This window comes from Gimesia maris (assembly GCF_008298035.1).
Lineage (GTDB): Bacteria > Planctomycetota > Planctomycetia > Planctomycetales > Planctomycetaceae > Gimesia > Gimesia maris.
This window is the reverse complement of the sequence record NZ_CP042910.1, coordinates 1,164,159-1,189,818: the sequence shown is the minus strand read 5'-3', so window position 1 is coordinate 1,189,818 and position 25,660 is coordinate 1,164,159. Positions and strand designations below refer to the sequence as shown.

The window sequence follows — 25,660 nt, the reverse complement described above, 5'->3', positions numbered from 1 at the left end:
ACCTCGTTACTTTCAAACTGGAGGGTGAGGTGCTTGCTGGCAAAAAAGCTGGCGGGCGATACATTTCAACTGAGACTGAGTCTCAGTATCTAAAGAGTCGACCAAAATTGCAAATCAAATTGAAAGCAAATTTTGAATTATTCCACATTTCGAAAATGGGCCGAAACCCAGGAAAACCCGTGACAAAATGACCTTTTAGTCACATATCACAGGCAAGAAAACGAGATGCGGCGGTCTTTCTTTCCGTTTCCCATCGCTTCATCTCTGAATCTCTTGCCCCAGATCACTTTAAAACCGGCTGGTTTTAAATTTCGTTATTAATTAAACACTTGACAAACCAGGAGCACCCCAAGAGTATCTGGACTTTTAGTCAGATGTGTACGCTTGGAGGTAGAAAGTGCTCAACTCAGTAAAAGCGTTACTTAGCGTCGTGTTTCTTCTCGCTCTGATTTCAGTGCCATTGATGTGCGAGACCGACGCGCGTCGATCGGCCAGGTCAATCGAACTCATCAGGAAACATGCGCAAACTGCCGCAGAACACAAAGATGCCATCGCAACAAACAAAAAGGAATTTACTGATGCATGGAACCGGACCATAATTTATGAGTTTGGTCCCGATGTCATTGTTGGAACGTCATCCGGCTTTGATGGTAAAATCGGGACTGACGACGACATTGTTGTCGTGATCAATACCAGCAAATTAAAAAAGATGCCTCTGAAATTACCGCAGGCTGAAAAGTAAAAGCCCCCCTTTCCAGAGCGTCTCACATTTAACCAGAGCGTCTGTCGATCTGTTATACTCGGTCTAAATGGTCTTGGAGACGCTACAGTAAAACCGGACACAGTCTAACTCCGCCTCATTTTAAAGGGGCTTTCCTCTCAGTAATCGGAGGAGTCTTAGCCGCCATCTCTGCATTGATCTGGATATACTCCCTCCACTGGTCCGGGACATCGTCCTCATAAAAAATGGCATTCACAGGACATTCGGTGCGGCACGCGTCGCAGTCAATGCACTCCTCCGGATCGATGTAAAGCATCTGGTCTCCTTCGTGGAAGCATTCGCAGGGACAGACGACAACGCAATCTGTATATTTGCAGCCAGAGCAGGCGGCGGTCACAACGTAGGCCATTTCAGGTCCTTTCCAAAACGAATTCCGAACTTAATTGAGCATTCAGGAGTCTTTTCTCCCGGGGTGTATCCGGTTTTCGGGTAAGATTGGTCAGAGAATCTTTCAAAAATTCGAGAAATCCTCCCACCGTCTCCTGAAATGAACTTTGTCGAAAGTCGGAAATCGTTTACGAAAGCGTCATACTTGAATTCACAAGAGCTGCTGCAGATGTACCAGGCGGGCCAGAGCGAAGCGGCGACTGCCATTTTTGACCGCTATGTCGCCAGGCTCATCGCCCTGGCGCGCAGCCGCATTGGTTCTAAACTGGGTCGTCGCGTTGATGCCGAGGACATCGTTCAATCGGCCTATCGCAGTTTTTTTGTGCATGCCAGTGGTGATGAGTTCCAGCTGAAGGAGGCAGGTGATCTGTGGCGACTGCTGGCCAGCATCACGCTGAACAAGCTGTATGGTCAGATTGAAAAACATACAGCGGCCAAAAGAAGTATTCACCATGAAGATCCCACAGACCTCGCCACTGCAGCAGCGAGGACGCCGGAACCGTCGGCTGAGGAAGTCGTCGCAATCATCGAAGAACTGCACACGGTAATCCGGGAACTTCCGCCCGAAGAGCGTATGGTCCTGACGGCCAGCCTCCAGGGTCAGGAGAACCCGAAGATCAGTAAATCCGTCAACAGATCAGAAAGAACGGTCCGCAGATTACTGGCAAACGCCCGGCGGAAGATTGAACAACGACTGTTGCCTGGTGATACGACAAATGATGGCTCCCCAACAGCCGTGGTGGAGTACGAGGCGCCCCTGCTGTATGCAGATTATGTTTTGGAGCAGTTGTTGGGCTCAGGTGGGATGGGAAAGGTTTTTCGAGCCAGAGTGAAAGGCACAAAACAGAAGGTTGCCATCAAGTCACTTCACAAAGCACGTCAGTCTGATCCGCGCGCGGTGGCCCAGTTCGTCAAAGAAGCACAGCTGCTTACCGGGTTGCATCACGTCAATATTGTACGCGTCGAGGGACTCGGTCGATTTCCGGGGGGTGGATACTTTATGGTCATGGACTATGTGGAGGGCATCGACCTGCAGTCTCAACTGAAAGTACAACCGTTTTCCATCAAAGCCGCGCTGGGCATTCTCAAAAGCGTGACGGACGCAATCAGCTACGCGCATGACAAGGGAATCATTCACTGCGACCTCAAACCGGGGAACATCCTGCAGGACAAAAACGGGAATGTTCTGGTGACCGATTTCGGGTTCGCTTTCCTGATCGCCGATGGTAATACGGTGGAAAACAGCATTGGAGGCACTGCGGGATTTATCGCCCCGGAGATATTGAGCCGCCAGAGTCTGCCCACACCGGCAACAGACAATTACAGTCTGGGTGTACTCTTATGGACGCTGATCACCGGCAGACTGCCCGAGAAACCGTTCACACATCGCAGTAGGGAAAAGGAACTGAAAGCCGTTTCCAGTGTGGTAAAACGCTGTCTCTCCGATGATCCCCGGGAACGCTATCAGACAATTTCCGAATTGCAGCAGGAACTGATGGCGATACTATAATAAGATAAGGGTCTCTTAAACCTGTTGCTACCTGGAAGAAGATTTAAAAAGCCAGATGAGGTAAGCAGTCGTCGACGGTCAACTGGAACAGTAACAAATTGTTGTGCCGTTTCCTGAATATGAAATCATTCTTCATTGAACCAGGATAAAATTCGATCGATAACTAAACGCAATCAATCGGTATCGTTGTGCCATGTTTATTTAGATCAGTCCTTCTATGAAAACCTACGTTTATTATTTGATCTCTATCGTTGTCATCATTGCCACTTTCATCCTGTATCTAATGTACGAGGATGCTGTCCAGCGAAGGTCTCTGAAAGAATATGTCGCGAAAATAAATACCAAAAGACAGATAAAGAACATCGGGCTTGCAGTAAAGTACTACAACGAAACCTACCCTTCCGGATTGATATCCCCAGAGACCAACACAAAGCCTGTTGCACTGAACTGGAGAGTGCGATTGCTTCCGTTTCTGGGTGAGCACATTCTTTATCAGCAGATCATATCTCAGCAAAAATCAAATGCAGATACCAGAATTGCCGATTCGATGAGACCTGCTCCAAACGTCTATGTTTCACCAGCAGAAGAAATCGCCGGGAAGATCGATAACAAATCTGGTATGACTTCAATCTTCTTACTGAGACTTTCAAAGCAGGAGTTCATAGACGCATATCAGGATTCCTTTCCTGACATGGAGTTCATTTACAAAGCATACAAGGATCTGAGTCAGGAAGAACTTTCAGAAGAAGCCCTTTTTGTGGTATTGGCGCCCGAAATCACAGATGACTGGATGCAGCTTCAAACCAATTTCGACGATCCTGAATTCAGGAATCGGATTTTGAACATGAAAAACATATACCTGGCTGACCTGGAGGGAAATGTATGGTCAAAATGATAGAATGTCTTTAAATTCTGAAATTGTGTGAGGGTAGAAAAGAATTCAGAGGCTGTCATTCCAGTTTGGATAAAAGGTCCCAGTCTTCATCTACGAGTTGATCCACCCACGGATGGGAATCGATTTTCTGTCTGATTTGCTTCAGCACCAGGATCAACTGGTCGGGAGGATTCTCAATCAATTCATAGATACTCTTATCTTCATTCCAGCAGCGCCAGTACCAGTACGCAGCATGTGACCCTTCTCCCTCTGGAAAGAGAGACGCTGCCACCTTAGCCGCATGCCTGCTGGTGATTTCAGTGAATCCCTGAACCTGGCCCACCACCTGAGCATGTTCGTTCAGACGCAAAGGACACGCATGCAAGAGCAGCATCAGGCAGAATGCTTCTTCTAGTGTTGGCGGCTGAGGAAACAGATCCTGTGCCAGCGCTTTATGAAACTGACTGGGCGAAACAGAGGGATTCATACCTAATCCAGCAAAGTATCAGATTGGCAAGGAGGAAGAAAACGCGCCGGTTCTATTTCAAAACGTGTGGATCAAGCCAGACGGCATTTGCTCCATAAGCCTGACCCGGTGATTCAGTTCGAATTTCCAGCCTGTTAATATTCCTGACAGAAACTTTACAGAAGACCGCTTCCCCTCGAACGCGGATGAGTGGTGATTTCCAGAGAACCCGGTCATCTCCGAAAACAGTAAATGTGACGGAACGGCGAACTTCAGCCGTAGCATCAATGAGAGCGACGCCGGTCACAAAGGTTTTGTATTGACCATCTAACTGATAACGCACGCGTGCAAAACCATTGTTCGGCGGATGTAACCCCAGTCCATTGGAATATTCAACATGATTGATGGTAAACATTCCCTTGCCATTTCCGCTCTCTCCATTTTTTGCGAAAGGCCACGGCCCTGGAAGGACATCCTGCTCTTCCATGTGATTCAGATACCGCAATGGCATCTCGCTTAACCTGGCATTCAGCGCCGCTCGACCTGCTCCGACTGTTTGAGGCCAGATCTGGCTATACAGGTCATAAGTGTGCATCTCCAGTTCCTGTTTCGTCAACCCTTTCTCTTTGTCGGCTAACTGATACCAGCCATTGGCTACCGCCAGCAGCGCACTCGCATCCTGGGAGTTCGCAATTTCCTGCTTTGCCAGGGTTCGATATTCTGCATCATCTCCTCGGGCAAGCCAGAACAGTCCCTCTTTCCAGTTGTTCAACTTTAATGCGACGAACTTTCCATACAGAGCTGCCGCGTTCGCGTCATTCGGATCCTTCTGCAGTTGCTGATGAAATTTTTCGACGTCGCGATATTCACGTGACAGGATCGTGCAGCGCTGCTTCAAACTGTTCGCCGTCACAGAGGCGTGGTTATTTCCTGATGACTTCCCGATTTTGACGGCAAGCGCAGCGATCTTCACCGCGGCTGTATAATCACCCGAATGGATCGCTGCCTGACTGGCGTTAATCGCATCAAACGCCACTTCTTTCAGAGTTCCCGGGGAAGGGGCCGATTTCGCTTCCTGTAAAAGCTGCTTGTATTTCTCATCGAAATCGATGTTCTCAGCAGGGGGAAACGCCTGCAGAATCTGGAGAGCGCCTGGAAGCAACAGAACAGACAGGAGAACAAAAAATGCAGGAACATTAAACCGACTTCTCAGCGGAAACATGACTCAATCCGATCGCGTAATTTTTTTCGAACACTCATAGAAAAATAGACAAAAATACAGTTTTCCATCCTAAGTGAACCACTGTGACATGCCAAGCTTTCTTTCCACAGTTTCAACAGGATCTAAAAAGTTATCATACCATACAGAAGCGTTTTTGTACCTGCGCTTTCAACAGGCAGCCAAACCGGAGAGTACTGCAGAACGCGTTGCCTGATGGCGAGTCTTCTCGCGTGAAATTCGATCCGAGAACGCATGTCGTAGAAGACAGAATCGGACTGCAACTTGCGAATCCGAACGCCAGCTGTCGGTTCGTCCCGACACGGGACCACTTTATTGAAGACCTGGTAGCAGAACAGATCACTCAGGGACTTTCACAATTTGTGATTTTCGCTGCGGAGCTCGACACCTAAGCAGAGCATCAGCCGGAAACAGCATTCTTTCACAGCGCGATTCCCTGTTCTGAGATAAGCAGTAACAAGCGAATACGACAGCAAATCATCGGTACTCGAACGCGATTGTGGAGTATGGCAGAAGTCTTTCGCTGACAAACTGAGCTCCCGAATTTGACAAACATGAACAGACATGACATGATATACAATTGCACCAAGCCATCTCGCTACTGGAAATGATATTTACCAGAATGCAGTTTCGCTCTGAGTACAGGCATTTTTCCTCCGAGAGTTGCTGCTCCCTTTCCTGTCTTATTCCCGAGGAGAAGAGTCATGAATTGCAACAATCGCGTACTCCTGATGGTGTTGGTGGTGATGCTGGCCGTTTCACTTTCAGGTGCTTCCCTGTTGGCAGAGGAACCTATGAAATGGCCCGAGAAACTGCCCGACTCGATACTCAAACTCAAACAGGCAAAACATCCAAAGATTCCCAGTGATTCAAACGCCTCCCTAAAGGAGGGACTGGAGCGGCTCAAACAAGCGATGCGTCCCGACAGTCACCTCAAATCGGGAACCGTAGTCATTGAAACGGAAAAATTTCTGCCACCGCGTTTACAACGGGGACGGGTACCGCAAATTCTGACCACGCTCACCTTTGATACCCAGGTCAAACCATCACTCTGGGCGCAGTGGACCAGCACCGCTGAAAAAAACTGTGCCTTTGTCCGATCAACAGAGGATACGTTTCTGTCAGAGAGTTTCCCGACCTATCGTGGCAGACAAAGAATTTCGATCCGAAAGAAAGACTATATTCCCACATCCAAATACTGTGATCTGTTTCCTGTTTTTTCATTGACCTACGTTCCCCATTTCCTGCTGGGCCGACCGCAGATGCATGAAATTTTTGTCCAGAAATCGGTCTTTAAAGAGGGGCAGTTCTTCGTCGAAAAACAGGCAGACGGGCCCTGGATCATTCACAAGGTGATCGAGAATAGTGATCCCCAAAGTATGCATAAAAGATATCATGCGATTTTCGAAGTCACCGCAGATGAAACCTGCTACCTGAGCCGAATGATTTTCTGGTCACAGAGTAGGGAATCGGGTAACTGGAAAGTGAATTTGGCGCTGAACAACGATTTTGTTGAAGTCGATGGCGTTAAAGTTCCCGGGGAAACGCTGTCCTATTTAAGGAGAACCAAGGGAAATGAGGATGAAGCACAGCGATTGACTCTCACCTGGAAAGATGTCAACAAACCCTGCGATCCGAAAACGTTCAACGAAAAACTACTGGAACCGACGCCAGAGACGGGAATCTTTGATCTGAGACAAATATCGGACGGCGTCGTGGGCGTTCCTTATGGCGAATTTCAAAAGACAAAAGGCCCTTCAGACGAGTAGCATTCATGCGGGGAATTTTCTTTTCCCGTTCCAATCACGTTGTTCACGTTGCAATCGGTGTGGTCTCTGTCGGATAATTGAGAATCCACATTCATCACTAAAGAGAACAGTCGCATCTGCACCGCAGAGACCACTGTTTGATAAAGGACGCTCATCATGCTCACTCGTTTTTCTGTATTCCTGTTACTCTGCTTCGTGATCACTCCCGCCTGGGTTCAGGCAGAACAGCAGCCGAATATTTTATTCATTCTTACCGATCAATGGCGGGCTCAGTCGATCGGCTATGCGGGAAATGAGCAGGTCAAAACGCCGAATATTGATGAACTGGCGCGTGGCAGCGTCAACTTTAAGAACGCCGTTTCCGGCTGCCCCGTCTGCTGTCCCTTTCGAGCGACATTCATGACCGGACAGCGCCCCCTGACGCATGGAGTATTTCTGAACGACGTGCAACTGCCAGCCAAATCCGTCACGATTGCTGAGGTGATGGACAAGGCCGGTTACGAAACCGGATTCATCGGAAAGTGGCACCTGGACGGGCGGGGGCGGACTGCTTTCACGCCGCCGGAGCGTCGACAGGGCTTTGAATTCTGGCGGGCGCTGGAATGCACGCATAACTACAACAATTCCTTCTACTATGCCGACTCGCCCGAGCGACGGACGTGGGAAGGCTACGACGCGTTCGCCCAGACGCGGGTGGCCCGGCAGTTTATTCGCAATCAGTCGAAAGCGGGTCAGCCGTTTCTGCTGGTGATGTCATACGGATCGCCTCACAATCCGTATCACACGGCACCGCCGGAATATCAGAGCATGTATGAGCCCGAGAAAATTAAACTGCGTCCCAATGTACCAAAAGACCAGCAGGCCGCCGCGAAAAAAGAACTGGCAGGATACTATGCCCACTGCAGTGCGCTGGATGACTGCGTTGGCGATCTGCTGGCGACACTGAAAGAAACCGGTGTCGATGACAACACGATCATCGTCTTCACCTCCGATCATGGCGACATGCTGCATTCCCACGGACAGATCCGCAAACAGAAACCGTGGGATGAATCGCTGCGGGTGCCGATGCTGTTTCGGCTCAATGGAGCCGAGCACGCGAAAGGTCGCACCCTCGATACTCCCATTAATTCCGAAGACCTGATGCCGACACTGCTGGGTCTTTGCGAGCTCAAAATCCCTGCCAGCGTCGAAGGGCTGGATTTCAGTGGTTATCTGCGTGGCGGTGAAAATCCCTCCGACGGTGCGACAGTCATCACCTGCCCTGCCCCCTTCGGTGAATGGCAGCGGAGTCGAGGCGGTAAAGAATACCGGGGCCTGCGAACGACCCGATACACTTACGTCCGCGATCTCAAAGGTCCCTGGCTGCTGTACGACAACCATGCGGATCCTTTTCAGCAACGAAACCTCTGCAACGATCCAGGTGTCGCCCAAGTTCAGGCCGAACTCGAGGCACTCCTCAACAAAAAACTGGCTGCCCAGAATGACCAGTTTCTGCCCGGTAGTAAGTATATTGCCAAGTTCAGTCACAAGGTCGATCCAAAAACAGGAACGGTACCTTATACGAATTGAGGACACACCCTATGGCGACTCGTTTGAGACAAATCTTCTGGGGACTGCTCATTGTCATACTCGATATTTCGTTCAATGGCTTTGATCTTCTGCCGGACGGGATCGGCTATCTCCTGATGGCTGCTGGCTGTTATGGTCTCGCGTCGTGGTCGCCGAAATTCCTGACGACGCAAACGCTGTGTCTGGTTCTGGCCGTACTCTGGCTGATTCATTTTGCCATTCACGGTAGTAATGCCATACTCTTTAATTTTGTGAGACAAGTAACAGACTGTGCCATGATCTGGCAGTTGCTCGGCGGAATTCGTGAATATACACTCACAAAAGAACGACCGGATCTGGCCAGACGGGCGGAAAACCGTCGAATTGCGTACGTCGCAATCATGGTTGTTACATTCCTGCTTACCCTCGCCATGGAAGGTTCACCAGACGCGAGCCCTCTGGCCATCGTCCTGGCAATCGCCATGCTGATTACGCTCATCATGATCCTGCATCTGATTCATCGCGTCAAAACAGAACTGGCAATCTTTGAAACCGGAAAGCAGGCCGTCTCTGACCAGGGTGATATTTCCAGTTAAAAAATCATCAGGTCTCAATCAGGTAAGAACCCTTGATGATTTCGATCCCCGCTGCGGTGATGATGGCTGCTTCAGGAGGCTTATTCTTCGGACCACGAATCGCGAAGCAGCCGGCTTCACCATTTTTATTGATGGCGACAATCTTGTCATTGAAGTCAACTTTGTCCGGGCCGCCGTTGATTTTCACAATCCGCTCGCAGAGTGCCTGACAGGCTTCGCGGGGACTTTTGCCGGCCCGCATCTGTTCGACGACGAAAAAGCTGCCACAGGTCCTTAAGATTTCTTCCCCCCGCCCCGTCGCGCCTGCAGCTCCGACTTCGTTATCCACATACAGGCCCGCACCGATGATGGGGGAATCGCCGATCCGGCCCGGCAGCTTGCCAAACAGTCCCGAGGTCGTCGTACAGCCGGCCAGATCCCCCTTGCTGTCCAGTGCCAGAATATTGATCGTCCCCGTCGGCCGTTTGTCGAGATCGTAGTTCCCGTCTTTGGGAGGCAGCCAGTCGTCCTTGTCGCTCAGATTCTCCTTCCAGCGGAGCCACATCTTGCGCGATTTATCGGTGAGCAGATTCTCTTCCTTGAAACCGTGTGCCCGGGCAAACTGACGGGCGCCTTCTCCGACCAGGTGAATATGATCGGTCCGCTCCATAACGAGTCGTGCCACAGAGGACGGCGTCTTAATATTCTCCAGCGCCCCGACCGAACCGCAATTGTGGGTTCGGCCATCCATGAACGAGGCATCAAGCTGCACGACCCCGTTTTCGTTCGGCAGGCCTCCATATCCGACGGACTGGTCTTCCGGATCCAGTTCGGTCACCTGGGCCGATTTCTCGACCGCATCAAGAATGTCACCTCCCGCTTCCAGCACATCCCAGCCGGGCTGAAGTACCTTTTCGGCCCACTCTTCTCCGCGGCTGCAGAGGATCAAAGGGCGGCGGGGAGCGGGTCTCTCCTGTGCACGCGCCTTGAAATTAGCGAACAATGAAAGCGAAGCACCCAGCCCCGCTGCCGATTTAATGAAAGTTCTGCGATTTGTCATAGCTCGATTATACGGTCCTTCTTATTTGCAGAGCAAATACTTCCTGAATGAAACGCCCTGTTTCTACTGACATCAAAAAAGCAGGCACCACTGAAAGACCCCGCCTCATTCACTTTTCTTTCGTGTCATTTCGTGCTTTTCATGGTGGCATCAAAGCAACGACGATTACTGCTTCGTTTTCGCTTTTCTCTTCTGCTTTTTCCCCTGCCCGGGTATCCCCGGTTTCTGATCCCACTTTTGAGGCGGATTCTTCTCGTAAAGGGGCGCCCCGTCTTTCGTGGGAAACTGTGCCGCAATCGCGGTCAGCCGTTCCAGCGCTGCCTGGTCTTTCGGGCTGTTTGAATGAATCAGGTTCTGCTCTTCCCACTGGTCTCCGGTGATCCTGAACAGTTTGCTCGGTTTCCGGTTGGCATCGATCCAGAGTTTATAGTGTTTGTCGCGGATCACGCGATCGTCGTAGTCCAGCGCAGGCTGCACGCGTCCGTCGCGCAAAGCTGCCGGGCCGCCTCCCATTGAGAGAATCCACTCGCGTGGCCCCTCTTTGGTCTCACCAAGCATCAGTGGTGCGAACGACTTTCCATCTACGACGCGACTGGCAGGCAGCTTACCGCCTCCCAGTTCGGCAAACGTGGGGAGAATATCGGTGAAGTCGATCAGCGCGTCGGTCTCCACCCCGCCGGGAACGGTCCCCGGACAGTTGACAATGAACGGCATCGCGGTCCCGTTGTGTTCCGTCATTTTCGTCTTACCACCCCGCACGAAGCGGCCGCGAAATTTAATGTTGCTTTGGCCGCCGGTACCGTTGTCTGTGGTGAAGACGATGATCGTGTTCTCGCGGATGCCCGCTTCGTCCAGCGCTGTCACCAGTCGGCCCACCAGTTTGTCGGTATAGCGTACCATCACCGGAAACAGACTTGTCTTGTCTGTTTCGTCCTTGTTTAACGGTGTCGTAGTCAAAGGCGTGTGTGTCAAAACCATCGGATAATACAGCAGCATCGGTTCGGTTTTATGTTTGCCGATGAAGTCGATCAGGTAGTCGCAGAAAATATCGGGGCCGAACTGACCGGGGTAGCTCTGGCTCCCTTTCCCTTTGATGTTGATATAAGGGTCCCAGTAGCGATTCGCACTCGGCGGGTTCTGTGCTTCATAACCGGTCCACATGCACCAGTCATCAAAGCCCGCTTCCTGCATCGCATTGGGTTCCACGCGGAAATCATCGATCTGCCACTTGCCCGCGGCACACGTTTTGTAACCCGCATCGCGCAGCACATTCGCAAACGTCGTGTTCTGCTGCGGATCGAAATGAGCGCCCGCGCCCCAGCGGGGGACATCCCAGTGATTGGTCCAGCCATGCCGAAACGGATACTGCCCGGTGAGCAGTGTCACCCGCGTCGGCGTGCATTGTGGCATGCACCACGCATTCTCGAATTTCATCCCGGTCGCCGCCAGTTCATCGATCGCGGGAAGTTGTATCCACTCCTGACCGTAGCAGTCCATCCATTCCTTGCCCAGATCATCGACCAGAATGAACAGAATGTTCGGCTTTTTAAGCTCGGCAGAAACAGTCGACTGCAGCAACAGAAGAAATACGATCACAGACAGCAGGGCACGCAACATGGCAGAAACCTCTTTGATGAGTCTCGTTCACGAATAGAATGGTGTCTTAAATTCTAGCTCGTCCGTTGTTCGATCACAACGAGCAGCAGGCCTGTACCACCACCAATGAGTCCCATGATCGGAGCCACAAACACGAACAGGGCTATGGGGATCAGCATTGGCATACCACATACGGCGGTACCGGGAGGTAAGGTTGCCGTGTAAGCGGAAAACTGCTGAATCAGATAGACACCCAGCATGACGGGAATGGAAGCCCCCAGCATTGCACCTGCCAGAAACCACCTGATCCTGGTCAACCAGATTTCATCAGTAGCCGTCGTACTCTCGTCTTTCGCAGCATCTGGTGAGGTATCATCCATCGCATTTCTGCTTTTTGAAAAGTAGACCTGAACCTGTTTCTCCTGCACAACTCTCTCGTGATTCTAACCCGTGCATTGTGTCATCACAACAACAAACGGGCGTGTGAGCGCAGCACAAGTTGCAATCTACCCGTGGTCAGGCTAACCTGAAGAGTGACCTCAATCCGTCATTCAAAGCCCTCAACGCCGCCGGGAAACCATACTGATGAATATGATGAGAGCATGCTTCCTCTTGATTTTGTCTGTTACTTTCGCCACCACATCATCTTTCGCAGCCGATGACTGGGTCACTGATTCCCAGAAAGAATGGCAGGCTGCCGCAGCCGGAAAAGACAACATCGATTTCAAAGAAGGCACTGCGATCCCCACTGACAAGACAGCCAGCTTCACCAGCAAGGTCAAACGCTTTGACCACAAACAGAAGGCGAAATCGATCATCATCGAACAGTCACCGATCTGGCAGAACTGGGAACCGGTTGCCAATCTCGGTCCGGTCAATCTGCAGGACGCCCCCGTCTTTCTGGCGATCGGTCCGAATAATTACTGGGTCTTCGGACGTTATGGCGGCGTTAAGAAAAAGAAAGGCTTCAAAGCAGAGCCTGCGACGCTCGACGGTTTTGATGTGAAACTTCAAACGACTCCCTGGAAACATCAGTTCGATGCGCCCGGCGGACTGGAAAAGGGGCTCGGCGGATATCATGGCTGGCAGAGTCGCGATATGGTCAATTGGGTGCATCACGGCCCGGTCACCGAAGACTTTTCCCGCTGGGTGACGAGTGCCGAGTATAAAGACGGCAAAGTCTACATCTATTACGACTACCCCAATGACCAGGACCCGCACGTCTACATCGACGAAGATCTCACCGACGGCAAACCCGGCAAAAACATGGGGCTGGCAGTCAAAGATCCTTCACACGGTTCCGACGCCGGGTTTATTCGTGACAAAGAAGGGCGCTTTCATGTGATCCTCGAAGACTGGAGCCCCATCAATGCCAGCAAACGCTCCTGGGATTCCCCCCTCGCCGCGCATGCTGTCAGCGAGGATGGCGTTAAAGACTGGAAGTTCCTCGCACCCCCGGTCGACAACCGCACGCAAGATACCGGCAAGATCGCTGAATACAAACACCCGCACTGGTTGCAGCATCCGGACTGGAAAACCAACATCGGCAAGTACAACGTCCATGAACCCGAACAGGAAGCCTACGGCGACTGGGCCCCGATCTGTGTCGGCTCTCAATACTACCTGTTCGGCGACTACGATCCTGCCGGTGGCGGCCACATGAGTGTCGGCTGGTTCACGAGTCCGAACATCGACGGACCTTACTCCTGGTGCGACAAGATCGGCGAGGGACACCCGGACCCCGACATCGGCTTCGCCGAAGGTCGTTTCTACCTGTTCACGCAGCAGCAGACCGACTATGTCAGCCCCGGTCCCTGGGTGGAACAGGTCAAAGTCCGCGTGGGCGTCGATAGCAACAACGACGGCAAACTCAACCAGTGGTCCGACTGGAACGAAGTCCAAGAGACTTACGAAGACACGCCCGATCTCTCGAAGCACGTCAAACGCACTCCCGCAAAACTCAACCTGAAAGATCTGCCCGCCGGATATGGCTTCGGTTTTGAACTGAAACTGAAAGACACGACCGCCAATAAGTCGAAGCCGATGATTGACAAGGCAACGCTGACGTTTGAGTGAAGAGCCTCCCCGGCAGCGAATGACAGCGTCTACTTGGGCTTCGTTTGCTCGATCTCTATTGCCGCAGGAGGATCGATGTGGACAACAGCACGGCGAAATTCCAGTTGAAGTTCGTTATGGCCGGTTCCCGCGAACTTGACATGGACTGGATCGGGTTTGACCCACTTGGGAAACGTAATCCGTGAACGAAGTCCAGAGAACAGACCAACGCGGTCTCCGTCCAGGGCAACATCGATGCTGACGTTTTCTCCCTGGTGGCGGACTTTCGCCGTCAAGCGCTGCCAGACATTTCTTTTCAACCTGGCGTCCTTGTTGCTGTGCTCTGGAGCAGCGTGTCGATCTTCTTTTCCATCAATTACCATGAGTGCACTGCCGAGTCCGCCTAGATGCAGGCGGATCGCCTGCTTATCGCCCAGCGGTAAATCCAATTGCAACGGAGCGAAGCCCGATTGCTTTAACTCAAGTTCGCAGTCAAAATCACCGCTGATTTCCTGGGGAAACTTCGCACCGGCCCAGTCTTTTCTCTTCCTGGATGCAGTGCTGTTACCGATAAGTATTCCGTCTTGCATCTGCCATGTCATATTCCTGGAATTCAAAATCGTGGGCACGAGATCAGCCAACAGGTCGATTGTCTGAGTCGAACTATGATCCACTTTCACCGACTTCGCCATGTTGATCGTCATCGCCGCCCGGAATCCGATGATAGGAAAACTGCGATCCTGCAGTTCGAAATTGCGATGCGCTGATCGCTGGCGAGATGTAGAGAGGATATAAGCTCCGCCACGATTCACGCGACCAGTTCCCGAAGCGACACCGACTGGATCATCGACAGTTGAGTTTATGGAGTAATCGTCCCTCACTCTCTGAAACTTGTCACGACACCACTCGAACACGTTTCCGTGCATATCGTACAGTCCGAACGCATTTGGTTTCAGCTGCCCTGTCGGCTGTGTTATTGAGCGGCTGTTTTTGGAATGCCACGCAAACTGCGACAGATTCTCATCATCATCACCACAATACCACGGGGTGGTTGTTCCCGCGCGGCACGCATATTCCCATTGGGCTTCCGTGGGCAAAACAAATTTCAGGGACGGATCGGTTGTCTGCTTGTTCAACCTGGCGAAAAATAACTGAGTTTCGTCCCAGCTCACCATTTCAACAGGATGCGTCGGATTGCCTGCATTCTTCGACGGATTGGTGCCGACCACTGCTTCCCACTGAGACTGCGTTACCTCGTAAGCTCCCAGATAGAATGGTCGCGTAATCCGGACTCGATGCAGCGGTCCTTCTAGCGGAATTCGCTTGATAGAGAATTTGTCTTCCGATGTAATTGCTTCTTTGAGGAATCTGGTTTTTTCTTCTTCGCCCGCTCCCATCATGAATTCGCCGGGGGGAATGAGCACGAAGGCCATCTTCTCGCCGCCGGGCAGTTCGACTTCCTTCTCAACCGGCAGATCGAGATCGTCCGCCCATGTCCGCTGGTGCTGCTTCGCCGCAGCCAAGTCAACTGGGACGACGGCTGGGGGAGGTATGGTTTGCTTCTCCTGCTTCCGTCGCGGCACACGGCGGGTCATCCACAGATCCAACCCTCCCAGACCATCAGGACGTCTGCTGTCAAAAATCATGGTCTGGCCATCGGCACTCAGGCAGAATGAGATATTATTTACCGGAGACTCGAGCGTTTGCACTTCATAGTTACCGCCCGCAACTGGCTGAGCGAGCATAAGCTGGTAGTCATTTTTGTTACCGCCTAAGTACATCAACGATATTCCATCAGGCAACAGCTGCGGACACTTCTCTTCCCATGCCAGATTAATCTCTCGTCCCAGAAGCTTCGGCTCCTGCCAGGGAGCATCCAGGGCAGGTCGCTGGGCCCGGTATAAATCGCGGAAACGAGAGCCCGGTCGCTTGGAAGCCAGGTACATTGTCAGTCCGTCGGGCGACAGCGCTCCGCCTCCATCTTCTTTGTCTGAATTGATGGAGGAGCCGAGGTCGATCGGCGTATCCCAGGGGGTATCGCGCGTGGCACGCCGCGTCTGGAAGAGGTTGATGTTTTCCCCTCCAGGGGACTTGTTGCCGAACAACAGCGTCAGACCATCAGCACTGAGCCAGGGGGTAATCTGATCGTGTTGACTGAGATTGATTCCGATCAATTCCTGAGCTGGTCCCCAATCATCATTGATGCTCGCACGGCGGCACTCATACAGATTGGCGTGTTTGCCGCGTTTTGAGGAAAATATCAGCGAGAGTCCATCCTCTGAGAGGGTTGGATAGACGTCGTTTTCCCCGCTGTTGACGTTAGGCCCCAGGTTGACCGGTTCGGTCCATTCATACTCGTCGGAAGTCAGCATTTCGGCAAGCGGCTTTTCCGCAGAGTTGTTCTTGACTCGTACCCACTTCGCATCGACGATTTTCCCGTCGTGTCCGTTGCCGGATGAATCTTTCAGGATGTCGCCGGAGCCTTCATTAAAGTGGTATAAGGCAAGGGTGTGTTGATCATTGGTAAACACGTCTGGTGGTGTAAATTCTGTTTTGTAACGCAGTGTGTTTGAGATACGAATTTCATCGATTTTGCCTTTAAAACGAGCGCCATCATGTCCACCGATTTCAAGTATCCCCTGCGGAGTGAAGTTCCCGATGTTGTCATTCCGTTTGACTGGTTTCCCGTCGATGAAGAGTTCCAGTGATTTACCATCCCATTGCCCTGCGACGTGCGTTCGTGTCTCCCACTTGTTGATCTTCGGACCAGAAACTTCGACCCGCCGATCAGTGCTTGCCTGTCTTCCCCCAAATTCCCAGCGGCGAATCCCCCCCACTTGAATGGTTAAAGAATCTAGCTTGCCGCCATAGAACAATATTGCATTGGATGTCGATTTTTCAGAAGGAGTCAGCCATCCTTCAAGTGTCAGCGGTGGGGAGCCGGAAAGTTGAAAATCAGGAACTTCGACTCGACTCGTTCTTCCATTGAAGTCAAGTGCATCATTTCTCTCGGGATTCTCGATTGCAACGGTCTGATCCAATGGCACCCACTTTGCTCCTTCGATCTTCCCGTCATATCCGTTGCCGGAGGAGTCCTTCAGAACGTCGCCGAAGCCTTCATTAAACTGATAGAGAGCAAGGGTGTCGGCATCGTTAGAAAACTGCTGAGGGGGATCAAAGCGTTTGTCAAAGCGAGCAGTCTTCGAAATTTTGACGCCGCGAATTTTTCCAGAAAAATTAGGTCCCAGTTGAACTGTTTTCCCACTTTTCGAATTGACTTTTTCGGGGAGTTGTTTCGCTTCCATCGGCTCCCCGTTCACAAACAGCTGAACTGTACGGTTCTTAATGACTCCCGCTAAATGGACCCAGTCTCCTGGTGCTGGCAGTTGTTTCGATGAGGAAACACGCACCATTTTCTCACCTTCCAGATTAGCCATAAACCCCCACCCATCGACCCAGCGAAGGAAAGCACATGTGTAATGATGATTGAGGACATATTTCATCCCGCTCTCATGATTGTTGACATCAGAATCCTGGACAAAAACCTCATAGGTCAATTCATCGCGTTCACTCCAGTTGGTATTCGGTATTATCACCACACTTGAACCATCGAACTGGAGAGCATATTTACCTTTCGTTCCAGAAGTCCCTGGAGTCTTGCTACCGTCGCTGTTGGATTTCGCGAAAAAAGGAGTTGCCGTTTTTTCACCGTTCTCACTGGGGTTGATCACGGAATCGGAGGCGGCAGTCTGCTCAGCCTGTTTGCCGGGAAGGATAAAAGAAACAACCACAAGCAGCAGCAACAGCAACAGTCCCCCAATTCCGCCAGCGATCAGCAGTTTCTTAGGCGGGCTGGCCGAGTTTGATTTAGAAGCGGCAGTCGACTTACCCGCCGACGATGACTTCTTCCTCTGCTTCGTACGCATCCTGTCCGCCGAGGATTTGGAGCGGTCTATCGAAATCAAAGCCGGGTTCGATTCTTCTTTCGCAGTAGGAAGTGATTTCGGCTTCGGGCCTTTCTGTTTGGCTTGTGCCTGCCTGTGTCTTTCGTCCGGGTTGCGGAGAACTTCCTGTAAATCAGTCGCGACGTCCGTCATTGACTGGTAACGCTGCGCCTGGTCACCGGCCATCATTTTCAGACAGATGGCCTCCAGTCGCGGATCAATGTCGGGACGCAATTCAGAAGGCTTCGTCGGATTGTTGAGCGCAATTTGCTGCAGCAGCGCCATCAGGTTTCCCTTGAACGGCATCTCACCCGTAATCAGTTCATACATGATGATGCCCAGGGCGTAGATATCGGCCTGATGATCAATGGCGGACTGGTCGCCCGCCACCTGTTCGGGTGCCATGTAGGCTGGCGTACCGATGATCGCTCCGCTTTGTGTCACCTGCACATCATCACTGGAACTGCGACGGGCGAGACCGAAGTCCATGACGACCGGCTCACCTTTCAGATCGACCATGATATTGGCGGGTTTCAAATCGCGGTGAATCACACCAATCTCGTGTGCTTCAGCCAAACCTAAAGCGAGCTTGCGAATCGTGCTGATAATCTGTTTTTCGGAATGAGTCTTCTTCGACTTCGTGTAATCCTTCAGCGGTCGGCCATCAATGAACGCCATGGTGATATAGTGCTGACCGTCGATTTCACCGACATCGTAGACGGGACAGATATTGGGACTGCGCAGTGTTGCTGCTGCCCGGGCCTCGCGATAGAAGCGTGCGAGCAGTTCTTCATCATCAACGCCGTTCCCATCACCGAACTTGGGGATTTTCAGAGCGACATCACGATCCAGCTGCGTATCTTTGGCAAGATAGACTGCGCCCATCGCGCCCTGCCCGAGCACCTTTTGAATCGCGTAACGACCGAAGGAATCGGAGATCTCGACACTGGTCGCTGATTCCGTTCCTGACTGATCATAAGCCTGGGTGAGCGACGATTCTGAATCACCTGACACCTGGACAACAGTGTGAGCAGTCGCATCTTCTTCGGAAAGTTTGCCGGGCTCGCTGGTTCCCGTTGATGCCTTATCAGCTCCCGCTTTGTCAGGATGCGGGGGAGTTTCTAACTCTTTCCACTGCTTGAAATACCGCGTGAGTTCATCGGTATGTTCGGGATGGGCCGCGATGAATTTCTCAAAGGGGAACGGTTCACCAGCGTCGGTGCGAGTTTTGAAATCAGCGATCAACTGATCGATATTCAAACTCTGCCCGTCAGTATCCAAATCTTTGTCACTCATACCCGCAGCCTGATTTCCTGTTCTCGTTGATACTCAATGATGCGCTGATTGAATGTAATCTGGGGATTCACTGCGTTTACAGCCCCTGTATGTTCGCCAGACTGACGGCGAAATCTCAACATCACCATCATAAAAATCAGTATTCTAATTACGTACGGTCTTTTATAAATCACATTCTGACCATGTCCACAACTGATCACAAGTCCAAAACAGTTCATAGAGGAGCGGTGACAGTTCAAACATCTAAAACCAGCTGCCGAAGTAAACACCGTTAGCGGTGACTGACTGACTTTGATCTCCCGATGACTTCCGGCTGACGTTTCTGAAATGACAGTCTCGTATTGAAAATCTCTCATCCTCATTTACTGAAATTTCCCTTTGGTTTCTCTCTAGTTGACAAATGAGACAAATGACTCTATATTTGGCATAAGATGTATTTGTTATGCATGTTTATAAATACGGGACTCGACCATGCAGCTCACCATGCAAACCGATTATGCATTGCGGACCCTGATGTACCTGGCATCACAGGATGATCGGGCCACGGTTGCCAATGTAGCGGAACTGTTTCAGATTTCTTCACATCATGTTGCCAAGGTCGTGAATCAGTTGTCACGACTGGGATACATTCGCAGCGTGCGTGGCATGGGAGGCGGCATTGAACTGGCTGTCCCCCTGGAGAAGATTCGTCTGGGGGATGTGATCGAGCGCTTCGAGGGAAATTTGCATCTCCTGGAATGTGTCGGCACTGAAAACGTCTGCATCATCCAGCCGTTCTGTAAGCTGAAAGGAGTTCTGGCAGAAGCTGAGCGAGTTCAGCTGGAATATCTCAACAGTGTAACCCTGGCTGATGTGGCGCCTTCACATCGGCAGCTGAAAAGTATCACTTAGATCGCAGATACGAAAGCACATCCTTCCCTCTGTTTTAATTCAGAAAGGAATATCCATGTTCAAAACAGGATTTGTGACCAGCCTCGCAGTGACATTTCTGTTGATTTTCACTTTCGTTTCGGCAGCTGATAACCAGCAGTCAGAGAATTCGTCCCCTGCTGATTCGGATCAGCAACCCTCCCAGGCCGCCATCAAGCGCACGCGTGAAACGGTTCAAATGCTTGATGATATTTATAAACAGACAATCGTGCTGATCACGGACAAATACGTAAACAGCGAAGAGGATTTCCCCGCAGGGAGTGCTGCCGTCGAACTGTTTAAGAGGGTGGGTAAGACCGGCTTCCATCAGGTGCGAATTATCGATGCCACGGGCGAACCCTACGAACCTGAAAATGTCGCAAAATCTCCCTTCGAAAAAGAGGGGATCCAAAAGCTGAAGTCCGGTAAATCATACTATGACAAAGTGGTCATTAAAGAGGGACAGGCTTATCTGCAGGCGATGACTCCTGTTCCTGTTGTGATGAAAAAATGTGTCATGTGTCATCCGCACTACAAAGATGTCAAAGCCGGACAGCCAATTGGAGCAATCAGCTATGAGCTACCAGTCAAGTGAGGCTCTCACTGGAAACAGCTACCAGGAACTGCTTGCATTGCATTCTCTCGTCAATGCGGTCGGAGACGCCATCATCTGCGTCGATCGGGACGGGATACTGGTATTGTGGAACCCGGGCGCAGAACGTCTGTTTGGCTTCTCGTCCGAGGAAGCGCTTGGCGCATCACTCGACCTGATAATTCCACCCGAATCACGCACAGCACACTGGGAAGGGTTTTACGCAGCCATGCAGCAGAACCAGAGTCGGTTGGGGTCCTCTGTGATCAGAGTGCCCATGCTGCGAAAGAATCAAAGCCAGTTCCCCGGTGCGTTGACCGTCGGAATTGTGCGAGGTGAGGACAACAGGATTGAACGAATCGGTGCCGTTATCCGGGAAGAACCCGAGAAAAAAGCTGTCGCGGAGTAAGAATATTGTAGAAATCAGACACAGAGCAAAGCTCGGTCATCAGAAAAACAAGCCGGAAAAGACTCCCGAATATTATGATTCTTTTTTGAGATTTTAACGGAAATACGAATACGAAAATGTTTCCATGTCAGAAGAAATTCCAGGACCTGTTTCAGAGAGCCCCCCCATTGACGGTTCAATAATGCGCCCGGCATTTCAGGTGTGTTCCATGCAGGAAGATCATCTGATATTGAACGAAAATCAAATCTTCGTATGGATCGAAAGCAACGTGCCTCAGGGAAGTTTGAAGCAGAGTCATTTATGGCTGCCGGAACTGTGTCCGGAAGCAGAGTCAGTCGAATGGTTTTCATTTCGAGCAGACAGATGGAATGAATTCAGCCGTCGTTACAGATCGAAACTCTCCAACATGCAAGAATTATGTGAAAAATTGAGATGCCTGGCTCATCAAAGCCTGTTAACGCTCGTCTACCGACGGGGAACACCTGCCTGCAATATCGCGATGATTATCGAAAAACACCTGGTTCAACTGGAATGCCAGCATCGCTGGGAAGCAGGACTGATGATCGGCGGGTATACCACTCCTGTCAAAAGCGAAATCGAGGCATTGGGAGGCTTATGGTTTAACAATCACAAAACCTGGATGATGCCGGACGAGAAAAGCTGGCGATCAATTATAAACCTGCTCCCAGGCGATTTTTAAATGGACTTCTTTCTTAATCAGCCGCTCTGAAATCAAGACAATGGTTCCCACTATGAAAAAACCGGTTATGTTTTTGTGTTTTCTGCCTGGCCTGCTCTGGATCTGTCAAGCGCAGCAGGAACGGATATTGAATCCCCTGCAGGCTGAACAGCCAGAGAAAAAAACTGAGCAACACGCCCCGAAATCGCTGCTTGCCACGGTCGATGAAGCTCGCATTCGCGCGAAGATTTTACACGAGACGATTCATGGTTCACTGCAGGTCATGCATCGTGATTTTTTTCTCGAGGATGAAAGTATCGCCATCCCCTCTCACTCGCTGGAAGATGTCTTTAAAGAACTGGATCGCGAGTACGGAATCAAGGTCCGCTGGCTGGCAGTCAATGCCAAGGCCATGAGTATTGACAATGAACCGGTAACGGACTTTGAGAAAGAGGCAGTGAAGGTCTTGTCTACCGGAAAACCAGTATATGAACAGGTTGCTGACAGGAAGTTTCAGTTTGCCGGTTCCATTCGCCTGGCATCACAGTGTCTGAAATGCCATCTGCCCCGACGGACAAGTAATCAAGACCGGGTGGCCGGGTTAGTAATCTCCATGCCGCTGAAAAAAGGGAACTGAAGCTGCGTCGTTAAACTGGATGCCATCTCACTTGAAAACAATATCCATCAGGTTCAGAAAATCAGACTGGGTCGGAAGGCAGAATGAAATCGTTTGCAATTGTCATGGCTACGGGAATCGTTTCTCTTGCCTGCAGCCAGTTACAACTGACGCTGATTTCACAGGGGTTACTGGTCTGTAATCTTATGCTGTCAGGTTACCTGGTGATCTTTAATGGGATCCAGATGAAGAAATATCCACATCAGGTCATCTCCGATTTACTCGCCCCCGCGACCGGATTTGATTCGTTCACAATAGTGGCAGCCTGTTGTATCCTGGGCAGCCAGTTTCTTCAGATTGTTCATTTGCCGACACTGGCACTGGCACTATGGTGCGTTGGACTGATTACCTGGCTCTTATTGAGTTATTCCCTCCTGGCGCAGTTCATTGTCAGGCGGGCTGGATTGGATATTTCAAAAGACGTTCATGGCGGCTGGTTACTGCTGGTGGTGGCAACCCAGGCAGTCTCAGTGTCAGGAACTTCCCTGTCGCGCGAATTCCCTGTATTTCATGAATCACTGGTGTTTCTTTCCCTGAGCCTGTGGCTTGTCGGCGGACTGTTATACCTGTGGGTGATTTCACTGATCCTGTATCGGACCATTTTCTTTACGATGAATTCCGAATCGCTGGCTCCCCCCTACTGGATCAGCATGGGAGCAATGGCGATTTCCACACTCGCGGGTGCCAGTCTGATTTCGATTGCTCGAGATTCAATGATCCTGTCTCAGATTCTACCGTTTGTAAAAGGGCTGACACTACTCTGCTGGGTCACAGCAACCTGGTGGATTCCCCTGCTCGTCATCCTGGGGGTCTGGCGCCATATACTTCAGAGAGTCAGCTTTTCATACGACTCGCAATTCTGGAGTATCGTATTTCCCCTGGGAATGTATTCCGTCAGTACGCATCGCCTGGCGGTGGAACTGAATTTTTCTCCTCTGATGCAGGGAGCAAACCTGGTTGCTTATCTCGCATTGGGAGCCTGGCTGATAACCATAATCAAGATGACCTGTGCCAGCTTACCTGCCGGATCAGCCATAAAATAACCCCCTTTTTCATACACAAACCAGTTAGAGAACGTCATCTCGATCAAACCGGGAATATCACATTCATCATGTAAACAATAATCAAGGAAAAGAAAAATGAAATCAATGATCCACAGTGGCGCCGCTATGCTGCTGAGTATATTTTCATTCGTTGCCCTGTCTTTCGCTGAGTCAGCAGAAGACGGAAACCAGGATAAGAAACAGCCTGCACAGAAGCTGTCTGTGGCCCAGGCACGTGAACGCGCAACGCTGACCCATCAATTGTACTCAGCAACACTGGATGCCATGCACCAGAGCTATTTTATCAACGAACGCGCAGCTGTTCCTGCCCGCGTGATGGAAAGCATGTTTACTGAAGTCGAGCGTCGGGAAAATATCAAGGCCCGCTGGATTGCCGTCAACGCCAGGGCGATGAGTGTCGATCATGAGCCAAAAACGGATTTCGAAAAACAGGCTGCTGAAGAAATCGCTTCCGGTAAAGTGGCATACGAACGTGTGGAAAACGGCGTGTATCAGCGGGCCGGTTCGATCTCATTGATGAACCATGGCTGCCTGACCTGTCATGTCGGGTTCGGGAAAAAGAATACCAAAGATCGATTTGCCGGCTTAATCATCTCCATCCCGGTCAATGAAAAAAAGAAATGAGGAGATCGATCGATGCCAGATCCCATTCAGAAGCACTGCCAATCGATCACCGTCCCGACACCTTCAAGAGGCCTGAATAAAGAAAGTCCCCATGAAACGGTAGCAGGGAACGTCATGAAAACCTCGCTGTTTATGACAAAATATGAAACCCTGAATTGTTAGACTGTGTCCAGTTCCACCTGGATCGAGTGAATAGATCTAGAGACGGTAGGTAAACGTGATAATCAATCGAAACCGAACATCAATCAATTACAGATAAAACTGGATTGAAGTGATGAGGAATCGAAGTATTCCAGTACCGGTTTATCCACTGAGACTGTCAACGGCGGATGACACGTGTCCGCGCCACTTTACGCTTACCGTAACTCTAATCCACGGCTCATGTAAGGATTGACTCTCTTCAAAGATTTCGAACCAGGAACAACAGAATTGAACTTCGTCTCCCCAAAAACAGTTGAAAACAAACTGGAAAATGCCTGTTTATGACAAAACAGGTCACGTCCCAAGAGTATCACCCGTGATTGACACCCAACGGGCACCAGGTTGACGTTACATTTCCAACCGCGGATTAACAATCGTGTTAAGGGGTGATTTCAATGTGCAGTAAATCCGGGTTGAACAGCAAAGCGAGCAGTAACAACAGTATGGGCGTGATCCCCATTAATAGTAACATCAGAATCAGTCTCGTCACCATCGCCGATTCTGCGTCACTTGCATCTTTCGAATCAACGCAGGGCCTAAGGTCTGCAGGGGGAAGCCTTTCGACGGATTTTTCGGACGGCAAAGCAGAGCGGGAAAACCGATCTTTCCGGTACACTTTCACCGGGGAGGGGGTTGTCATCACATGATTTGATTTCTTCAGCATGCTCACTACTCCTCTTTCGGAGGCAACCGTTGATAGAAAACATCATTTGTCTCTCTCCGGTTAAAAGCAAATACTGAACCGATACGGTAAATAAAATTGAAAGCCCCCGATAACGATCATGGCGGAGTCCCCTCCCCGATAATCAACGAGCATCAAAACCGGATCTCTGGGGTTCCCTGTTTGCTGACACCTTTTCTGCCCCCCCGCAAGGACAGATTGAATTCATCGGTAACGCCTGTGTCCTGTTAGCGTTTCCTCCAAAACCAATACTTGATTCGTAATATCAAAGGGCCCAGAATGCCAAGTCCTATCCCCAGAACGAGAAACAAATGCCCGTAGCTTGCCGCTCCCGGCTCAAGCACGGCATCAGCAGGGTTGTCTGGGTTATAGGCTACGACGACATTCCCGCCTGCCGGATATTGTTTGTGTTTCTCCCTGATTTTTGAAACAGAAGAAGCTTGACCGTTCGCACCAAAGCGATACACGTCGGATGTATAGCGAATTTCATTGACAACAAAATCATAAGCGATGTTGAACTTGGCTATGTCATTGTCAACATCGCTGATGATCATCTCTGATCGCGTTATTTTTCCGGCTGTAGTCGGCCATGATTCACTCTGTTGAGCGCGTCTGATCAAATAACAGCCATAGGAGATCATCACGAGACTCAAGGCCAGAATGAGCAGGCTGAGGGTTTTCAGGTTGTTATACAGCGGATTGTCATACATCTGATTAATCACT

24 protein-coding genes are annotated in these 25,660 nt (G+C 50.7%); 15 read left to right on the top strand and 9 right to left on the bottom strand.

The annotated features are described in order from the left end of the window. Positions 1–397 precede the first annotated feature (397 nt). Positions 398–742: a hypothetical protein gene (locus GmarT_RS04530; RefSeq protein WP_149302452.1), complete on the top strand. Its 345-nt coding sequence runs from the start codon at positions 398–400 to the stop codon at positions 740–742. A gap of 115 nt (positions 743–857) precedes the next feature. Here GmarT_RS04530 and GmarT_RS04525 read toward each other — a convergent pair whose 3' ends face one another. After that, complete coding sequence (locus GmarT_RS04525) at positions 858–1,130, bottom strand: ferredoxin family protein (protein ID WP_044237844.1); 273 nt, start codon at positions 1,128–1,130, stop codon at positions 858–860. Positions 1,131–1,313: 183 nt separating this feature from the next. Here GmarT_RS04525 and GmarT_RS04520 point away from each other — a divergent pair, with 183 nt between their 5' ends. Both GmarT_RS04520 and GmarT_RS04515 read left to right on the top strand, forming a co-directional pair. After that, positions 1,314–2,678 (top strand): sigma-70 family RNA polymerase sigma factor, encoded by a 1,365-nt coding sequence (locus tag GmarT_RS04520; RefSeq protein WP_187782338.1) that lies wholly within the window; start codon positions 1,314–1,316, stop codon positions 2,676–2,678. A gap of 217 nt (positions 2,679–2,895) precedes the next feature. Further along, positions 2,896–3,573: a DUF1559 family PulG-like putative transporter gene (locus GmarT_RS04515; protein ID WP_002646508.1), complete on the top strand. Its 678-nt coding sequence runs from the start codon at positions 2,896–2,898 to the stop codon at positions 3,571–3,573. A 55-nt stretch (positions 3,574–3,628) separates the two neighbouring features. Here GmarT_RS04515 and GmarT_RS04510 read toward each other — a convergent pair whose 3' ends face one another. Continuing rightward, positions 3,629–4,039 (bottom strand): hypothetical protein, encoded by a 411-nt coding sequence (locus GmarT_RS04510; protein ID WP_002646509.1) that lies wholly within the window; start codon positions 4,037–4,039, stop codon positions 3,629–3,631. Positions 4,040–4,091: 52 nt separating this feature from the next. Further along, the gene (locus GmarT_RS04505; protein WP_002646510.1) at positions 4,092–5,240 is read right to left on the bottom strand and encodes an NPCBM/NEW2 domain-containing protein; all 1,149 of its coding nucleotides are present in this window, start codon (positions 5,238–5,240) and stop codon (positions 4,092–4,094) included. A gap of 230 nt (positions 5,241–5,470) precedes the next feature. On the opposite strand from GmarT_RS04505, the gene GmarT_RS04500 reads away from it, so the two are divergent. The 4 genes from GmarT_RS04500 (at position 5,471) to GmarT_RS04485 (ending at position 9,171) form a co-directional block, all read left to right on the top strand. Next, a complete protein-coding gene (locus GmarT_RS04500; RefSeq protein WP_149302451.1) occupies positions 5,471–5,650 on the top strand; it encodes a class I SAM-dependent methyltransferase in 180 nt (59 codons plus the stop codon). Positions 5,651–5,962: 312 nt separating this feature from the next. Then, a complete protein-coding gene (locus GmarT_RS04495; RefSeq protein ID WP_002646512.1) occupies positions 5,963–7,027 on the top strand; it encodes a hypothetical protein in 1,065 nt (354 codons plus the stop codon). A gap of 156 nt (positions 7,028–7,183) precedes the next feature. Then, a complete protein-coding gene (locus GmarT_RS04490) occupies positions 7,184–8,596 on the top strand; it encodes a sulfatase family protein (protein ID WP_002646513.1) in 1,413 nt (470 codons plus the stop codon). An 11-nt stretch (positions 8,597–8,607) separates the two neighbouring features. Continuing rightward, positions 8,608–9,171 (top strand): hypothetical protein, encoded by a 564-nt coding sequence (locus tag GmarT_RS04485; RefSeq protein WP_002646514.1) that lies wholly within the window; start codon positions 8,608–8,610, stop codon positions 9,169–9,171. Between the two features lie 7 nt (positions 9,172–9,178). Here the strand turns inward: GmarT_RS04485 and GmarT_RS04480 are convergent, their stop codons facing one another. The 3 genes from GmarT_RS04480 to GmarT_RS04470 all read right to left on the bottom strand — a co-directional run bounded on the left by GmarT_RS04480 (position 9,179) and on the right by GmarT_RS04470 (position 12,186). After that, positions 9,179–10,210, bottom strand: coding sequence for a glycosylasparaginase (locus GmarT_RS04480; protein WP_002646515.1), 1,032 nt, complete (start codon positions 10,208–10,210; stop codon positions 9,179–9,181). Between the two features lie 165 nt (positions 10,211–10,375). Continuing rightward, on the bottom strand, positions 10,376–11,827 hold the full coding sequence (locus GmarT_RS04475) for a sulfatase family protein (protein WP_002646516.1): 1,452 nt from the start codon (positions 11,825–11,827) through the stop codon (positions 10,376–10,378). Positions 11,828–11,880: 53 nt separating this feature from the next. Next, positions 11,881–12,186 carry a hypothetical protein gene (locus GmarT_RS04470; RefSeq protein ID WP_044237848.1) on the bottom strand — a complete coding sequence of 102 codons (306 nt, stop codon included), beginning with the start codon at positions 12,184–12,186 and terminating at the stop codon, positions 11,881–11,883. A 205-nt stretch (positions 12,187–12,391) separates the two neighbouring features. Between GmarT_RS04470 and GmarT_RS04465 the strand changes: the two genes are divergently transcribed. Next, a complete protein-coding gene (locus GmarT_RS04465) occupies positions 12,392–13,882 on the top strand; it encodes a glycoside hydrolase family protein (protein WP_002646518.1) in 1,491 nt (496 codons plus the stop codon). Positions 13,883–13,911: 29 nt separating this feature from the next. Here the strand turns inward: GmarT_RS04465 and GmarT_RS04460 are convergent, their stop codons facing one another. Next, positions 13,912–19,101 (bottom strand): protein kinase domain-containing protein, encoded by a 5,190-nt coding sequence (locus GmarT_RS04460; RefSeq protein ID WP_002646519.1) that lies wholly within the window; start codon positions 19,099–19,101, stop codon positions 13,912–13,914. 471 nt (positions 19,102–19,572) lie between these two features. Here GmarT_RS04460 and GmarT_RS04455 point away from each other — a divergent pair, with 471 nt between their 5' ends. The 7 genes from GmarT_RS04455 to GmarT_RS04425 all read left to right on the top strand — a co-directional run bounded on the left by GmarT_RS04455 (position 19,573) and on the right by GmarT_RS04425 (position 24,054). Beyond that, the gene (locus tag GmarT_RS04455) at positions 19,573–19,992 is read left to right on the top strand and encodes an RrF2 family transcriptional regulator (RefSeq protein ID WP_002646521.1); all 420 of its coding nucleotides are present in this window, start codon (positions 19,573–19,575) and stop codon (positions 19,990–19,992) included. Positions 19,993–20,047: 55 nt separating this feature from the next. Beyond that, entirely contained in the window at positions 20,048–20,605 is a 558-nt protein-coding gene (locus tag GmarT_RS04450) for a c-type heme family protein (RefSeq protein WP_002646522.1), read from the top strand. Then, complete coding sequence (locus GmarT_RS04445; RefSeq protein ID WP_002646523.1) at positions 20,586–21,011, top strand: PAS domain-containing protein; 426 nt, start codon at positions 20,586–20,588, stop codon at positions 21,009–21,011. Before GmarT_RS04450 ends, GmarT_RS04445 begins: the two co-directional genes overlap by 20 nt. A 208-nt stretch (positions 21,012–21,219) precedes the next feature. After that, positions 21,220–21,711, top strand: a complete 492-nt coding sequence (locus tag GmarT_RS04440) for a DUF488 family protein, N3 subclade (protein ID WP_157158944.1) — start codon at positions 21,220–21,222, stop codon at positions 21,709–21,711. Positions 21,712–21,778: 67 nt separating this feature from the next. After that, positions 21,779–22,327: a c-type heme family protein gene (locus GmarT_RS04435; protein ID WP_149302450.1), complete on the top strand. Its 549-nt coding sequence runs from the start codon at positions 21,779–21,781 to the stop codon at positions 22,325–22,327. Between the two features lie 83 nt (positions 22,328–22,410). Then, on the top strand, positions 22,411–23,409 hold the full coding sequence (locus tag GmarT_RS04430) for a tellurite resistance/C4-dicarboxylate transporter family protein (protein ID WP_002646527.1): 999 nt from the start codon (positions 22,411–22,413) through the stop codon (positions 23,407–23,409). A 96-nt stretch (positions 23,410–23,505) separates the two neighbouring features. Beyond that, positions 23,506–24,054 (top strand): c-type heme family protein, encoded by a 549-nt coding sequence (locus tag GmarT_RS04425; protein WP_002646529.1) that lies wholly within the window; start codon positions 23,506–23,508, stop codon positions 24,052–24,054. 580 nt (positions 24,055–24,634) lie between these two features. On the opposite strand, the gene GmarT_RS04420 is transcribed toward GmarT_RS04425, so the two are convergent. Then, positions 24,635–24,919: a hypothetical protein gene (locus GmarT_RS04420; RefSeq protein WP_002646531.1), complete on the bottom strand. Its 285-nt coding sequence runs from the start codon at positions 24,917–24,919 to the stop codon at positions 24,635–24,637. Between the two features lie 245 nt (positions 24,920–25,164). Then, positions 25,165–25,647 (bottom strand): DUF3592 domain-containing protein, encoded by a 483-nt coding sequence (locus tag GmarT_RS04415; protein WP_002646532.1) that lies wholly within the window; start codon positions 25,645–25,647, stop codon positions 25,165–25,167. Positions 25,648–25,660: the final 13 nt, after the last annotated feature.